Annotated in this window: 17 protein-coding genes; 3 read left to right on the plus strand and 14 right to left on the minus strand. The window is 35.4% G+C overall.

Annotated elements, in window-relative coordinates; all coding sequences use genetic code 11:
* The first annotated feature begins 46 nt into the window (after window positions 1–46).
* Window positions 47–220, plus strand: coding sequence for a DNA translocase FtsK (locus ACHZEU_RS01740; RefSeq protein WP_374805551.1), 174 nt, complete (start codon window positions 47–49; stop codon window positions 218–220).
* A 458-nt stretch (window positions 221–678) separates the two neighbouring features.
* On the opposite strand, the gene ACHZEU_RS01745 is transcribed toward ACHZEU_RS01740, so the two are convergent.
* The 7 genes from ACHZEU_RS01745 to ACHZEU_RS01775 form a co-directional block, all read right to left on the minus strand.
* On the minus strand, window positions 679–1,308 hold the full coding sequence (locus tag ACHZEU_RS01745) for a site-specific integrase (protein ID WP_259950154.1): 630 nt from the start codon (window positions 1,306–1,308) through the stop codon (window positions 679–681).
* Between the two features lie 675 nt (window positions 1,309–1,983).
* Entirely contained in the window at window positions 1,984–3,843 is a 1,860-nt protein-coding gene (locus ACHZEU_RS01750; protein WP_279495074.1) for an alpha/beta fold hydrolase, read from the minus strand.
* A 57-nt stretch (window positions 3,844–3,900) separates the two neighbouring features.
* Entirely contained in the window at window positions 3,901–4,467 is a 567-nt protein-coding gene (locus tag ACHZEU_RS01755; protein ID WP_257961482.1) for a TetR/AcrR family transcriptional regulator, read from the minus strand.
* A gap of 330 nt (window positions 4,468–4,797) precedes the next feature.
* A complete protein-coding gene (locus ACHZEU_RS01760) occupies window positions 4,798–5,742 on the minus strand; it encodes a serine hydrolase (RefSeq protein WP_279495073.1) in 945 nt (314 codons plus the stop codon).
* Between the two features lie 193 nt (window positions 5,743–5,935).
* On the minus strand, window positions 5,936–6,697 hold the full coding sequence (locus tag ACHZEU_RS01765) for a glycosyltransferase (RefSeq protein WP_054550172.1): 762 nt from the start codon (window positions 6,695–6,697) through the stop codon (window positions 5,936–5,938).
* Window positions 6,698–6,711: 14 nt separating this feature from the next.
* Complete coding sequence (locus ACHZEU_RS01770) at window positions 6,712–7,266, minus strand: GNAT family N-acetyltransferase (RefSeq protein WP_016991743.1); 555 nt, start codon at window positions 7,264–7,266, stop codon at window positions 6,712–6,714.
* Window positions 7,267–7,313: 47 nt separating this feature from the next.
* Window positions 7,314–7,808, minus strand: coding sequence for a DinB family protein (locus ACHZEU_RS01775; protein WP_279495070.1), 495 nt, complete (start codon window positions 7,806–7,808; stop codon window positions 7,314–7,316).
* Between the two features lie 193 nt (window positions 7,809–8,001).
* On the opposite strand from ACHZEU_RS01775, the gene ACHZEU_RS01780 reads away from it, so the two are divergent.
* Window positions 8,002–8,388 carry a hypothetical protein gene (locus ACHZEU_RS01780; protein ID WP_279495069.1) on the plus strand — a complete coding sequence of 129 codons (387 nt, stop codon included), beginning with the start codon at window positions 8,002–8,004 and terminating at the stop codon, window positions 8,386–8,388.
* A 111-nt stretch (window positions 8,389–8,499) separates the two neighbouring features.
* On the opposite strand, the gene ACHZEU_RS01785 is transcribed toward ACHZEU_RS01780, so the two are convergent.
* The gene (locus ACHZEU_RS01785) at window positions 8,500–9,096 is read right to left on the minus strand and encodes a hypothetical protein (protein ID WP_279495068.1); all 597 of its coding nucleotides are present in this window, start codon (window positions 9,094–9,096) and stop codon (window positions 8,500–8,502) included.
* A gap of 300 nt (window positions 9,097–9,396) precedes the next feature.
* Between ACHZEU_RS01785 and ACHZEU_RS01790 the strand changes: the two genes are divergently transcribed.
* Entirely contained in the window at window positions 9,397–9,888 is a 492-nt protein-coding gene (locus ACHZEU_RS01790; protein WP_048392750.1) for a PaaI family thioesterase, read from the plus strand.
* 83 nt (window positions 9,889–9,971) lie between these two features.
* Here the strand turns inward: ACHZEU_RS01790 and ACHZEU_RS01795 are convergent, their stop codons facing one another.
* The 6 genes from ACHZEU_RS01795 to ACHZEU_RS01820 form a co-directional block, all read right to left on the minus strand.
* On the minus strand, window positions 9,972–10,820 hold the full coding sequence (locus tag ACHZEU_RS01795; RefSeq protein ID WP_279495066.1) for a copper amine oxidase N-terminal domain-containing protein: 849 nt from the start codon (window positions 10,818–10,820) through the stop codon (window positions 9,972–9,974).
* Between the two features lie 146 nt (window positions 10,821–10,966).
* Complete coding sequence (dut, locus tag ACHZEU_RS01800; RefSeq protein WP_048392753.1) at window positions 10,967–11,404, minus strand: dUTP diphosphatase; 438 nt, start codon at window positions 11,402–11,404, stop codon at window positions 10,967–10,969.
* Window positions 11,405–11,416: 12 nt separating this feature from the next.
* Complete coding sequence (nrdF, locus tag ACHZEU_RS01805; RefSeq protein ID WP_004229921.1) at window positions 11,417–12,385, minus strand: class 1b ribonucleoside-diphosphate reductase subunit beta; 969 nt, start codon at window positions 12,383–12,385, stop codon at window positions 11,417–11,419.
* A complete protein-coding gene (gene nrdE, locus ACHZEU_RS01810) occupies window positions 12,373–14,466 on the minus strand; it encodes a class 1b ribonucleoside-diphosphate reductase subunit alpha (protein ID WP_279495061.1) in 2,094 nt (697 codons plus the stop codon). The genes nrdF and nrdE overlap by 13 nt, the downstream gene beginning before the upstream one ends.
* Window positions 14,463–14,822, minus strand: a complete 360-nt coding sequence (nrdI, locus tag ACHZEU_RS01815; protein ID WP_205443573.1) for a class Ib ribonucleoside-diphosphate reductase assembly flavoprotein NrdI — start codon at window positions 14,820–14,822, stop codon at window positions 14,463–14,465. Before nrdI ends, nrdE begins: the two co-directional genes overlap by 4 nt.
* The gene (locus tag ACHZEU_RS01820; protein ID WP_205443572.1) at window positions 14,819–15,043 is read right to left on the minus strand and encodes a glutaredoxin; all 225 of its coding nucleotides are present in this window, start codon (window positions 15,041–15,043) and stop codon (window positions 14,819–14,821) included. Before ACHZEU_RS01820 ends, nrdI begins: the two co-directional genes overlap by 4 nt.
* Window positions 15,044–15,093: the final 50 nt, after the last annotated feature.

Genomic DNA, 15,093 nt, shown 5'->3' on the forward strand with positions numbered 1-15,093 from the left:
TTATTACTAATATCAGTCACAATGCAATGATGATTGTAAAGAGGAAATGGATAACTCAATATCGAATCAATATAAAAAAACTGATGATGAGGATTCCTTCCTTCAGGATGCAATTGAGCTAGTTATTAAAGAGCAAACAGCTTCCGTTTCAATGTTACAAAGAAAATTTAGAATTGGTTATGCAAGGGCTGCTAGATTAGTTAATACTTTAGAAGAGTGAGGTGTTGTTTCTCCACCTGATGGTAGTAAGCCACGAGAAGTATTAGTAAAAGATCTTGAAAATATCCGAGATACCATAGTAGGATTAGAATTCACTAATAAGTAAGGAAAGGCAGAGGTTAGTCTCTGTGTTTTTTCTGTACTGTGAACATATAAGACAATCCATATTTGCCTTAATTGACACGCCGAATGTTACATCAGAAAAAGAATGGCAGATAAGTAAATATTGTTCAAATTGTACTAACCAGTTTGTTGAGATAGGACCATCATTTTGATGGTCTTTTTTGCAGGTTTCACTTACAAGGCAAGAAAGTACCCATTAAATGAAGAGTTCTTTGAAAAGTTAGATACGTTGAAAAGCTTTATATAGTATTTAAAGATCAGCTAATTCGTTTTACTTTTTCGAAAATGGAAGATACGATGTTATCGAATCTAAGTACTTACCAACTAATTATTTTACTAGTTCAGCAGAAGGTAATTTTGATATGATCTTAAAGAAGCTTTATAGGATGCCAGAAGCGGCATTAAGTGTGGATGAAGGGGCAATATCCGTTCTTTTTTTCCTTTTCCATCAATTCGAATCGTTTCATTTACCAAATCCACTTGTTCCCATGTTAATGAAACAAGTTCAGAACGTCTTATACCTGTTGTTGCTAATAATTTAAACATTAGCTCATTCCGCATCGAAAAACGTGATTGGGAGCGCTCTAAATAGTCAAATTGCTGTTTTAGATCCGTTAGTGTCATATAGACAGGAAGTTTATCATCGGTCTTTGGCGATTCAATCCCGTGTGTAAAATCATTAGTAAGGTATCGTTCTATTAAACAATATTTGGCGAACGATTTTAAGGAAGAAATTTTTCGGTTCACCGAACGAGGTTTTTGTTTTAATGATCCTAATAGATATTGGATAAAGCGTCGTACTTGAGTCTTGGTAATCTCATTTAAACAGGTTGAACAGCCATGATCCGATAAAAAGGTCAAGAAGAGTTGTAAATCGTATTCATAACTAGTGACTGTATTAACCGAGTAATTTTTTTCAATCTCAATATACAATACAAATTCGTCAATGGCAGCGTGTAGTTGCAAGTATAAAACCTCCAGATATCGTATTAAACAATAATTATTATCTGTACAAAATCATCCCATTATCGTAAAAAAGGAGAGTTATCGTTCACATGAAAATTATAAGGAACTTGAAAATTATTATGGGTAGTTGACGTATCTAAGCCCTCCTCCACGCAAAATAATTTTAGTTTACATAATATAAATTATAGGAAGTTATATTTCATTGAAAAGTATACTAATAATAGTGAGACAAAATGAATGTAAAAGGTCACATAGGTTTTGGACACCAAAATTTACCTTTCTAGCTTCAAAATTCTTTCTGCTGTCCTTAAAAAAATAAAATAATTTTCCTTCTTGGGTTTTGGACTTCTTATATTTTTGAAAATTTTAGGGACAATTCTAAAAACTTATCATCCTATATAAACATCTATTAACAAAATAATTTTGATTACATTTGAGATTGTTTACCTATAGCTTCAGCTTCAACTTGATTTATTGTATGATTAACTACTTATAAAATAAACAACATGGAAGTTCAGTATAATTTCTTCTGAAGAACAATATTAAATAACCAGTCGTCAAATAAATTTCGACAACTGGTTAGGTGTATACTTTTTCGGCTGTAATATCAGTAATTTTCACTGCTACCTGTAGAAAGGACACTAAATAGTAGTTTTACCGAAGCAAGATCTCAGCTTATTTTGCAAATTCATTACTGTTTTTTATGACCAAATTAGCCGTTTCACTCGGATGGCTAAGAGGAAAATGATGACCATATGGAACAAAATCAACCTTACCCAGATGTGAAGGAGCAGAATAGCCTCTGTCAGAATCCCCCCAAATAATGTGAAGATTATACTTTGTTACTTCATTGAAATCACCTTGAACGTTTTTCGATAGTAAACTATTAAGCTGAACCGTAGTATTTAAAATTCTAGGAGAAGTAAAACTTTTACTTAGTTTTTCAATATAATGTTCAGGGATGCTCTCTGTACTTTCAAATAAACCATTACTTAATAAATATCGCTCTATCAAATTAGTAGTTGCCAATTTCAATGTCCATTTGTTCATAAATTGAGGAACATTTATCGATTTAGCATTTTTTTTAGTAATAGGTGGCTGAAGTAAAGTAATTGTATACTTCTTATCTATGTACTTTTGTACTAATGCTTCCAAAAGAATATACGCACCAAATGAATGGCCAATTAGATGGGCGCCGTTAGTAGCTTTCTCCAATAACTTTTTTACTACATTCAAATAGATATTTAAAAGATTTTTCTCGCGTTTAAAAGGTGAACGTCCCAAACCTGGAAGATCCAAGATCCATACAGGTTGACCCGTTTTTTCATGAAGCTCTAGCGCTAAAGGAAATAAATCCTCCCCATCACTCAATAAACCATGTAATAAAATAAACGGTTTTCCCTCTCCGTGTAATTGGTAAAGGGTATTGTTATCGCATAATGTTCGCTCAAATAAATGATGATGCTCCCCATTTTGATACATCAATCGATAATCCAGATCAGCTACTACGGCAGGGAAAAAGTTCATGACACTCATCTTCTTAAACCAATCTCCCCCCCTCATGGTTTTCACCGAACCATTTGAAAATGTTCGTTTTGTGATAAAATTCAGTCCATCAGAAGGAATGTTTGTTATTTTACTTACTCCACTTTTCATTATTGTTTTCATAAGCGGCATTGGAACAGAGATTTTTGGTGCCCTCATATTCATACTTTCCGACATAACACTTAATAATTCAGCAATGTTCGGATCGTTCTCTTTGTCATCAACAAGTGTATATGTTTGAATAGCCGGCTGCTCCAATTTGAAAACCTGCACAATAAACTTCGCAAACTCATCGTTTGAAATCAGTGGCAACCTATATCCCTTACCTCCCGGAATCACTGGCATGAGCCCTCTTCGCATACTTGTCACAAGCAAACCTAATCCTGCTATCTGCTCTGTACTCCCTGTTTTACTACTACCAACCACAGTTGGCGGATTAATGACAGACAGCGGATAACCTACTGCTGATGCCTGTTGACGGATATAAAGATCAGCTAAAAATTTTGTTTTCTCATATGGATTTTTTATTTTTAAAAATTTGTTTCCTTCTTTAAATACATCTATCGTAACCTTGCTATTATTATCATCAAAGGGACTCATGTAACCTACAACATGAATAAATTGCTGCAAGCCCTTCAAGTGATGAATACTTTTAGCGAATTCACTAATATGTTTGGCGCCATTCAAAAATACAGAAGTTGCCTCTTTGTTTGTCGCTTGAATATCCATGGAGCCTCCTGCGTGAATAATCACATCCGTTTTCAATACCAACTCCTTATCTTCAGCACTTAGACCTAAGTCTATTTTCGTTAAATCACCTTCAATAAAGTGCATATTTTCCTCTTTTAAGATGCCTCTTTCCTGAAAAATGTGTGTTGCTTTACTTTTCGACCTCACTAAAAGAAGAATGTTCACATCCTCTTTGGCTAATTCCTTCACTAATTGCTTTCCAATAAAACCTGTTCCACCCGTTAAAAATACTGTTCTCATAAAAATCCTCCTAGTAGTACCGAGCAGTACTAATTTGATGTAAAAAAAATGCTTCTTTTACCGAAGCAAGTTAAACAAATGATCTGCTGTTTTCATGATTACAGTTGCATCCTCCAGTGTTTCTGAAATAAATAGCGCTCCTTCAAGATTTGTAATAAAAAGAGATGCAACCTCGTCAATATTTATTGTCTTTCTAAATTCACCATTCTCTACCCCTTGTTTAAGGAATAGAGAAACTTTCGTTTGTAAGCCTTTAAAAAAAAGACCTATTTTTTCTTTTACTTTTGTGGCATTTGTAGGACTTTGAATATAAAGCGTAATAAATGGACAGCTCCCCTTATATTCTCTCGTCTGAACTCCTTGTGTTATTTGCTTTAAAAACAGTTTGATACGATCTTCAACTAATAAATGGTTTTGAGATAGTAAGTCATCTATTACAGATTGATACATTTCAATCCAATAATCAACGACCCCTTCCAACAATTCTTCCTTATTAGAGAAGTGATAATACACATTAGACTTTGAAACTTTGCTTACACGAACTAATTCATCCATGCTTGTATAAGCAAACCCTTTTTCTAAAAATAATGTTGCAGCTACTTCAATTACACGTTTTTGATTCATTAATTTTACCTTTGTCATAATTAGTACTATACAGTACTACAATGGGTGTTGCAAGTATTTTTGTTAGTTTAAAAAAATTTTGATTAAAAATGCGAAACTTTAATTGATTTTAAAAATGTCATTTTGAACAAAGTTGAACGGATCCTCAAAACTGTTTTGGATGGCTTGTAATGTTATTTTGTAGTCAATAAAGTAGATGCTTTTATGCTCATTAAGGATGATTGACAAAATTGATTCATTAATATCCTTTATTCAATATAAAAACTCCATTTTGATTGATGATGATCAAAATGGAGTGTATTTACCATAATTTTTTATTATCCCTAGCTGTTATTCAAACAATGGTATTATATGCTTTCTAATCAATTCAACACGATCCTTGGCACGTGGCATAAAGCGCGAAGCAATCGAAATGACCATCTTCTTTTGAGGATTTATGAATATTACATTTCCACCATCCCCCAAAGCTGCATAGCAATCATCAAGTATCCACCACAAATAACCATAGGTCAGCTTTCCTGATCGACTTTGTACTTTAGTGCTGTCCTCTATCCATTGAGAAGAAAGAATTTGGCGACCGTTCCATACACCCCCATTTAAATAGAGCTGACCTATTTTGGCCATATCTCGGGTTGTTAACGTAAGTCCCCAACCAGCGGTATTTACTTCCTTAGGATCTACTATCCAGCCAGTGACATATTTATCCTTCAGAAAAGCGAAATAGTCTTCTTTATTTTGTATAGTTGTATTTGTGGGAGCTTTGATTGAAAGAGGTTTAAACAAGTTTTCTGTAGCGAAATCAAGAACAGATTGACCAGTGGCAGTTGTAAGAACACCTGATAAAATATGTGTGCCAACGGTAGAATAGTTAAACACCCCAATACTACCTTTGCCTCCTAGCAAATCCAATGCAGCTTTTACCCAGTCATCACTTGAATATACTTTCGTATAAGGCTCTGACTTGTATTTATAGGGTGCAGTCATTGACAACAAATTTGCTATGGTGATGTTTTGAATGGTTTTTTCGCCACGTTTCACTGTATAATCTGGAAAAAAATCTAACACATGCTGTTCTATATTTTTCATATATCCTTTATCAATTGCCATTCCAATAAGAATGGAGATGATACTTTTAGTGACAGATGCTATATGCAAAGCATCATCTTGGGTGTACTCATCAAAATATTTTTCGTAAATTAAATAATTATCTTTTCTAATAGCGATGCCTGCTATATTGGAATACTCTTTTTCTATTAAATCTTCAAAGTTATTCATCATTCTGATTGTTAGGGTTTGACACATTGACGTCAGCTATATCAATCCCCATCCTTTCGCTAAAATGAATCATCAATATTGATGTAATAAAGAATAATTTATTATAAAAAATTATTCAATTCTTTTCTTTTTTCCAGCTAGTGTGATAACAAAAAAACGTTAATCCTTGTTCGATTAACGTTACGGTTTCTTTTTATCTATCTTCATTTTCATAATATGCTTCATTCGCATGTTTCTGATCTGTACCTTTAAGGTATGCTAGGATCATTTTAGGACGTTTAAGTAAAACCCAGTCTCCATGCTTATCAAATTTTCTGCTTGAAGTGATCATTCCATTTTGAATTGTTCCGTATTTTTTTTCGTTCTTTTTTCCCCAATCTTTTAATCGTTTAGCAAAATCGGCATCTTCTGCCATGAGCATATTTTCATTAAATCCATTAATTGCTTGAAAATCTTTTTTGTAGCACCAAAAGATGCCTACAGAAATTGCACCATATTTTAAAAATATTGGTCCGATTAACAACAAAGCTGAAACAAAAATTCCTAAGGACATTCTTTCAAACTTTCCTGTAACGCCCCCGCCAATGTACTTACCTGTGATTAAGTTCTCCACTGCCTTCGATAACACATGTTCGTTCATCTGTGTATCGGCATCAATTGTGACGATGATTTCCCCTCTTGCTATATCAACGCCAGCGTTCCTAATCTTCGAAAGGTTCTTATCGCTATTTTTTAGTAGGATACAATTATACGATTTTGCAATTTCCTCTGTTCTATCTGTACAGCGATTTAAAACAACAATAATCTCTACTTGATTTTCAAAGGATTTGGAAGCCTTTAAAATAGATTCTAAGCATTTTCCAATGTATTTTTCTTCATTATGGGCTGGTATGACTATTGAAATTTTTATATCCTCTTTCTTTTGCACTTCTAAAGAGTTCTCCATGTCGTACATACAGCTCCTCCCTTTTAAATGTCTTCTGCATTTATAAAATAAACCAGCTGATCAGTCCACTTGTTGTCCTCGTATATGAATCCTTTCCTCGTGCATTCATAAAGCATTCCAACATTTTCTGCTAATTTTATAGATGCCGTATTGTCGAGGTTTATATGAGCTTCTATTCGATGATAATTTAATTTTTCAAAAGCTAGATCAATCGCTGCCTTTACAGCCTCTTTACCATAACCTTTTCTCCAAAAATGGTTATGAATGGTATACCCGAACCTAGCCCATTGAAATTCTTCCCTCATAATTGTGGAAAAGTCTACAAAACCAATATGCGTATTATCTGTTTTTCTAAATACTCCAAATACATACACCTTATCATCCTCAGCCATCTGATGATGCTTAGTAACTAAATCACGAAACCATTCTTTCGTACAGATGCTCATATCTAATTTACCTTCATCGTATTTATGCTGGGAAGGTAAACGATTTTCATATTGCGTAAGCCAAGAAGAGTAATCTCCCTCTTCCATTAATCGAATAATTAATCGTTCTGTTTTCGTCATTATCTTAGTCAATCGAACACCTCATACCTTTCTAAATAGCGATTCATGGAAGTAGTTTACTAGGCTTCTTCGTCTGCAGAGGGGCCGTAGATGCCTGGTACTGGAATATCGAGAAGTCGCAAGTATACCCCAAGCTGCGCCCGATGATGGACCATGTGGCTTAATCCGAAGGTGCGGAACGCAATTGCTCGAGGCTCTTGGCGAATAATATGGTCACCGTGACGTAGTGTCCATTCCTCTCCGAGCGTTTTCTCATCACATCCAATAAGCATCATTTCCACTTTTCTTACGTTTGTATCGAACTCATCCAGAATGTCAGCTCGCTTTTCTAATGCCTCTCGTCGCAACGGAACGGCGGAAAGATCAAAGTCTAAGTACTGTAAAATAGCCATTCGCCAGTTTAGCAGATTGATTAGGTGCGTGGCCAGACCTCCTAGTGTCATTGATTTCTCATGTGGCCTCCATGTCATATGCTCGTCAGGCAAGCGTTCCAGCATACGACGAGTAGAAGCCAATTCCTGTGTTGTATCCCCAACAATCAATTGTTTAACCATAAAATCCCTCTCCTCCCTTTTAATCAGCATACTATAAATTCCATTCAAGGGGAAAGCTCTCAGATAAGTTTTTATGCTGTGGTTAAAGCTTTTTTTAGACTGTTAGAATATGTAAATACTTTGAGGGTTTTGCAGTTTGAAGAAATGTTCATAAGGGAATATACTAGATTGAACAAAAAGGGGTGAAGACAAGGTGAAAATAAAAACAATTTTGTTGTTAATGATTTGTTCTTTAGCGTTAGTTGCTTGTAACGATCAGAAAGAAGCATCGGAGGTGATAGAAATTCAAGAATTAATTAATTTCGATGAAGTGCAACCCGATACTTTACAACAAATCTCCGATGCGAAAGATATTAAAATTATAGAAAAAACATTTAAAAAAGCTAGAGAATTCGGTGAGGTCGATAACGAAATTGCTCCGCAGTATAAGATCAAACTAAACGATGATGAATACTATCTATGGATTGATAATACAATCACTGGGACAATAGCAAACGTAAACAGTAGAAATATGTTCTACAATATCCTAGCTACCGATGAATTTAAAGAGGCCATTAATTATCAAGAGCAAAATAAATGATTTTTAGATAATTGTAGCAACGATCTGTAAGAAACATAGATTGTTGCTATTTTTTAGGGTATGTTTCATATTTATCTGGCTTCATGTAGCGGGAAATGTTCACTCACTTTTTCAACGAATATAGAGCCCCTCCGTATTAGCAACCTTTTCTAATAACTCAAGATTATGTTGGCTGTAAATTAAAAAGGCTAAGCCATTCCCACTAAATACAATATTCTCCTCAGGTAAAATAAAATGTAAATGGAGATGGTCCGAAACAGCTAATTTTATTAGTGAATTTAACATTGTGTATTCATCAATGTTTACAAAAGTTCCTTCTGTAAGATCTTTAGGTATAATTTTACCCCACTCATTCTCGTAGACTTTATAATACAATTGATCCTTATATAAAGGATCTGGTAAATAATAAAATGCATAAAATTCAGATGATTTTAACCACATCAATTCAAAAAATCTCTCGAATTTTTCAAGGCTTTTCTGGTACGAATGATAATCCTGCGTTTTTTGTTGGAAATCGACCATCTCTAATTTATCGAAGAATACTTCAACTTGACTATATTTTTCATTACTTTTTATCTGATAAGGGTAAATATCAAGTATTTTAGCACTTTCATAATCATACAATTGCTCTAGTAATTCTTCTAATTTTTTACTGTCTTTATTAGTTGCTTCCTTGCAAATACAATCGATTATATTTTTTAATGACATACCTTTTGACTCCTTTAATTCCTTCTTCAGCACAGCAATGCAACGATCATAGTATACCATCTTTCTATTGTTGCACCATGCCAGCGTTTTACAAGCTATGCAGCTTTTCCTTCTTCCTGATACCAGCCCTCCCCATCTGTCACTAATAAAATTTGTCCAACTTTATGGTAGTGCTTTTTTACATAGTTTAAATAGATGGAATATTTAGATTTTTATTGATGGAATGGAAATGATTAATTATACTTAAATGATTAACGTTCGATTAGAAACTAATAATACTAGAGTATTGGGGAGAGAAGAATGGAAGAATTAAAAGTGGAAAAAGCAATTCAAGATATTTATCCAGATGATATCGCTTGGTGTTATGGGTGTGGCCGTTTGAATGATGATGGTCATCATCTTCGCACGGGGTGGCATGGTGATAAGACGATTACAATCTATACACCTGAATCAAAATATATGGGTATTCCAGGATTTATCTATGGTGGTTTAATTGCTTCATTAATTGATTGCCATGGAACAGGGTCGGCAGCGCTTGCCTTGCATCGTAAAAATGGACATGAAATTGGTGATGGAGCGGAGCCACCTCGATTTGTAACGGCTAACCTTAATGTAGATTTCCTAAAGCCAACACCCCAACATGTTCCCTTAAAGGCAATTGGCACTGTTGAAGAAATTCATCCGAAGAAATGGAAAGTAGAAACTGAAGTTTACGCGCAGGATACGCTTTGTGCTCGTGGAACAGTTGTCCTTGTAGTAATGCCTAGTACTTTTCTAAATAAAAATGATTAGCATTTTTTATCCTCACTAAAATAAAGAAGAGCACATCTTATTCATAGATGTGCTCTTCTACTGCGTTTTTAATGGATTCATAATCAAGGAACTGTATTACTAATAACTGTCACAAAGCCATTTCTCGTGGCAGTTTCCATTAACGAATAAATAGAGTCACTGGCAGTTTTGTTAAACTTATACCATTGGTCAACAGCTGCGTCATAAATCAACACGTCTGGCTGTCCAGTCAAAGGTTTATCTGAAGATTGCACCAACGAATAGAGATCATAACGTGCTATGCTACTACCTTCCTTGTTCAGGAAATCATATTGGCCCATTTTATAATAGCCCCCAATTACGGTGCTATGGACAGACCAGGTGTAGTCGTTAGGCTGTTTTATCTTCTTGCCCATATTTTTAGTAAATATACGGTGCATTTCTTCCATATAGGCATTGCCATTGATTTGCTCGACTACTCCCCCCATTGTCATGTGGTATTCATGAAGTAATGCTTTCACTTCCACACCCTTAATCATCAATGGCTCTGTATCGATAGAGATCGTTAAATGATCGTATTGAACTTTACAGCCAAAGGTTTCTGCTAGAAAACGTAATGGTACAATGGTGCGTCCATTCTTTAAGTATGGCTTTGCATCCAATAATACCGTTTTTCCATTTACTGTGGCTTTACTACTGTTTAACTTTAAACTGACTTTCATCTCACTTTGGGTCAGTATCACTTGCCCATCCGACCAATGCACCTTAGCCCCTAAATTTTCACTAATCACGCGTAAAGGTACCATTGTTCGATTGTTTTTTATTTCGGGTTTCACATCCGTTTGTACTGTCATACCGTCCACTTTTAGTTGACTACTAGCTGCTGTAGCAGTTGTGATAGATGTAACAATGACAATCAACATAAGGAAAATACCTGAACATATTTTTTTCATGATTATTAGCTCCTTTACTTCGCTATCATTACTTCATTCCATATGAACCCTATTATTTCCTTCGGCTATTAGCAACGGTAACAAAAAAATCCTGCATTTTAAGCAGGATTTTTAAGTAAACTTTATGAGGTTTATATATAGGTACGCTATTTCGTACCACTTGCACCAAATCCAGATTCTCCACGGACCGTTTGAGATAATTCATCTACTTCCACTAATTGAATAGAAGGAACAAATTGAATAACCATTTGAGCAATGCGCATTGATTTTTCTACGATAAATGGTTCTTGACCATGGTTGATTAAAATAACACCGATTTCGCCTCTATAGCCTTCATCTATAGTGCCTGGGCTATTCAGTACAGTTACACTATGCTTTAATGCTAATCCACTTCTTGGTCGAATTTGGGCTTCCGTTCCCTTAGGTAATTCAATCTGTATACCTGTCTTAATGAGTTTGGCTACGCCTGCTGGGATTTCTACTGCTTCTATGGAATAGAGGTCCATGCCTGCATCACCAGGGTTGGCTTGTATCGGTAGCATGGCATCAGCGTGAACTTTTTTAATTTTTACTTCTAGATTCATTGTTCTTCATCCTTAACGATTAAAATTGAATGTGTCATCTGTGATTGGCGCAACTTTTGCCTTGGCATAGGTAGCACCTTTTTGTGAAAAGAAATCATATGTGGAGCCTTCATTACGAATACCATTCATCACAATTGGATTAACTTCCTCTTCTGGGAACATGGCTTCAAAGCCGACATTCATTAAAGCTTTATTTGCATTATAACGTACATATGCTCGCACTTCAGGTGATAATCCTGTTTCCGCATAAATATCATCTGTATACTTCATTTCATTTTGATATAAATCTAATAATAGCTCATAGCCCCATAAATGTAGCTCTTCTTGCTTTTCCTTTGAAAATTGCTTGAATAAATTTTGAGCAAAAAATCCAACTGCTACCCCATGGATAGATTCATCGCGCAAGATGAGTGAAATAATCTCGGCACTGTTTCGTAGGAAGCCTTGTCCTCCTAAGTATAGTGGATAGAAAAAGCCAGAATAAAACAGGAAAGATTCAAGCATAACGGATGAAAACATCGCTTTCCATAAGCTCTCTGGATTGCCTTCTTCAATACTATTATAAATGTCTGCTATTTTATTGGCCTTATACTGTAGAAATTCATTTTTCTTAACCCATTCAAATAGCTCGTCGATTTCTTCGTTTGTACAAAGCGTTGTGAAAATATAAGAATAGGACTTGGCATGTATCGCCTCGAATGCATCAAAAACGGTTAGGACAGCCTTTTCCTGTAAATCGTCTGTATAAGCAGCAACACGATTCATCCCGATATTTGTTTGTACAGTATCCAGTAAGGTTAATCCTGCAAATACTTTTTTATATGTGTCCTGATGCTCAAAGCTTTTCCATTGTTTAATATCTTTACTGACCGCAATTTCTTCTGGAAACCAAATTTGCTTCCATTGCTGGTCCCAAAATATTTGGGCAAGCTCACTTGTTGCCTTATTCCAATTGACTGCCTCATAAATTATATTTGACATGCTACACACTCCTCTAAGCTTTGTAATCGTTGACGAACATAGTAAACAGACTTAATGCCCTTTATCCACGCATAAATGTATACTTTAGCCAATTGTTCGGTTGTCCAATTGTCCTTTACATAAAGCGTCATGGAAATACCTTGGTCAACGTGCTTTTGAGAAGCTGCATATAAATCAATTAAATCATAAGGATTCACATCATACGCCTCCACATATAAATGACTATTGTCATTTGTTAAATGAGGCATTGGATAAATGGTTCTACTATCGGCGTAATCACGAACCTCTACGCGCTCTGTACATGGTGCGATTGAAGCCGTACAGCTACGAATATATGAAATACTACCAGTTGGGGCAATAGCCAAACGATAGGAATGGAATAGACCGTACTGCATTACATCCTGCTTTAACGTTTCCCACATCTTGTTTGTGATGATTGGAATATTGCCAAGCGCCTTCAACACAGCAGGCGATAGTTCTTCTTCAGTTTTATTGATATATTGGTCAAAATAGCTACCTGATGCATAATCACTGTCCTCAAATCGGTAGAAGGTTGCAGCTTTTTCTTTCGCCATTTCCATCGAAGATTTCAGAGAATAATAGTTCATCGCTTCCATAAAGTGATCCATGAAATCAATGGAATCTTTTGAGCCGTACAGGATGCCTTCTGTCACGAGATGCCCATGGAGGTTCATACAGCCAAGCCCTACTGAATGCATTAATTGATTGGCTTTTGCAACAGACGGTACATTCTTAATGTGCGTCATTTGCGATACATTCGTTAATAGGTGCATGGCTGTATCGACTAATGCGCCGAAATCATTGACTTTACTTGCTGCATGGATATCGATGGAACCTAAGTTACACGATACATCTAATCCATAGTCATTTGGTTGATCCTGGTCCGTAATGATACTTGTCTCTTGTACTTGTAAGATTTCTGTACATAAATTGGACATTTTGACACGTCCAATATTTTTTAAAGGATGTACCTTATTGACATTATCATCAAAGATTTCAAACGGATAGCCTGATTCAAATTGTGCTTTTTTCACCTCTGTGTAAAGCTTACGTGCATTTAAACGTTTAATTTTACGAATTTTAGGGTTATCAAGTAGCTCGTAGTACATGTCTGAAATGGAAATTTCAGACATACGTTTGCCATATTCTTTAAAAATATCATATGGGCTAAACAAAACGATATCCTTATCACGTTTCATCAGTTCGAAGAAAATACTAGGTATAATAATCCCTGTTGAAAGGGTAGCGAGGCGAATTTTATCATCAGCATTTGGTTTTTTTGATGAAATGAAATTTTCTATGTCTGCATGGAAAATATTTAGATAGACAACACCTGAGCCATTTCGTTGCCCTAACTGATTAGAATAACTGAAAGAATTTTCTAACAGTTTCGCTACTGGGATGACACCACTTGCACGATTTAATATCTCTTTAATTGGATCACCTAATGGACGTAAATCTGTTAAGTTGACCCCAACTCCACCACCAAGGCGTGATAGCTCTAAACAATAGCCAATATTTTCAGCAATACTATTCATGGAGTCATCCATTGATAATTTAAAGCAGCTTACTAATTCACCACGTGCTTTCTTGCCACTATTCAATGCAGTTGGTGTGGCAGGTTGATAGGCTTCCATCATCGCTTCGACAGAACGTTCTGCTAAAGCTGTGTTGCCTTGAGCTAAATACAAAGCAATAATAACAATACGATCCTCATATTTTTCTAAAATCTCTTCGCCGTCACGACTTTTCATAGCATAGCTATCATAAAACTTGCTGGCGCTCATAAAGGATGGGAAACGGAAATTATAATCATAGGCTTTTTTATACAACTTCTTAATAAATTCCATTTCGTACATGTCGATAAATGCTTTCTCATAGTAGCCCTCATCAACTAAATAGCGGATTTTTTCCTCAATATCTATAAAATAACGCAAACGTACGTTGACATACTCTAAAAAGTAGCGGCGCGTAGCTTCACGATCTTTTTCTAACTCAAGTAATCCAGTTGTACTATAACGATTCAGTACGTCATTATTAAGCTTTAAATAGGTTTTCATCTCATTACCCTCGTTTCATAAAACGTTTGTATTGCTTCATAATCTGTTTGATTGCCTCGTAAATCTAATTTCCTTACTAAGGGTACATGATAGGTAGTAGCAATTTTCTCACCAGCAGCGCCAAATACATGATGGCCAAAGTTACTATTGCCACTGGCAACTACTCCTTTACAAAAATCTCTGTTTTTTTCTAAAAAGCGTTGCACCTTCGCTGGAATGTCACCTAAACCATCTGTGTAGGTAATTAAAAGATACGGCTTATTCAGTCGCAATTCTTCAGAGAGCTCGATAGCTTCTGCCTTTAATTTGGATACAACATTTCGGACATTGCCTGTACGACTTGCATAAACGATCATAGGGTAATCAACTCAATTTGAGAAACAATTTCCTGAACATCTCCTATAAAGGTTTCATTCATTTCTAAAACAGGCACACTTAAAAAACCTGCATCTATAATGGTTTGCTTAGCTTGTTCATCGTGATCAATGTTAACAATTTCTGCTTCAAGTCCTGCACGTTGTAATTCAGATTTTACCCACAGGCATTTTGGACAAATTGTTTTCGTATAAAGTTTCATAGAAATCCCTCTTTTCATAAAATAAAAAGGCTATCTCTTTAAGAGAGATA

Origin of the sequence: Lysinibacillus sp. S1, assembly GCF_044986265.1 — a bacterium.
GTDB classification, from domain to species: domain Bacteria; phylum Bacillota; class Bacilli; order Bacillales_A; family Planococcaceae; genus Lysinibacillus; species Lysinibacillus capsici.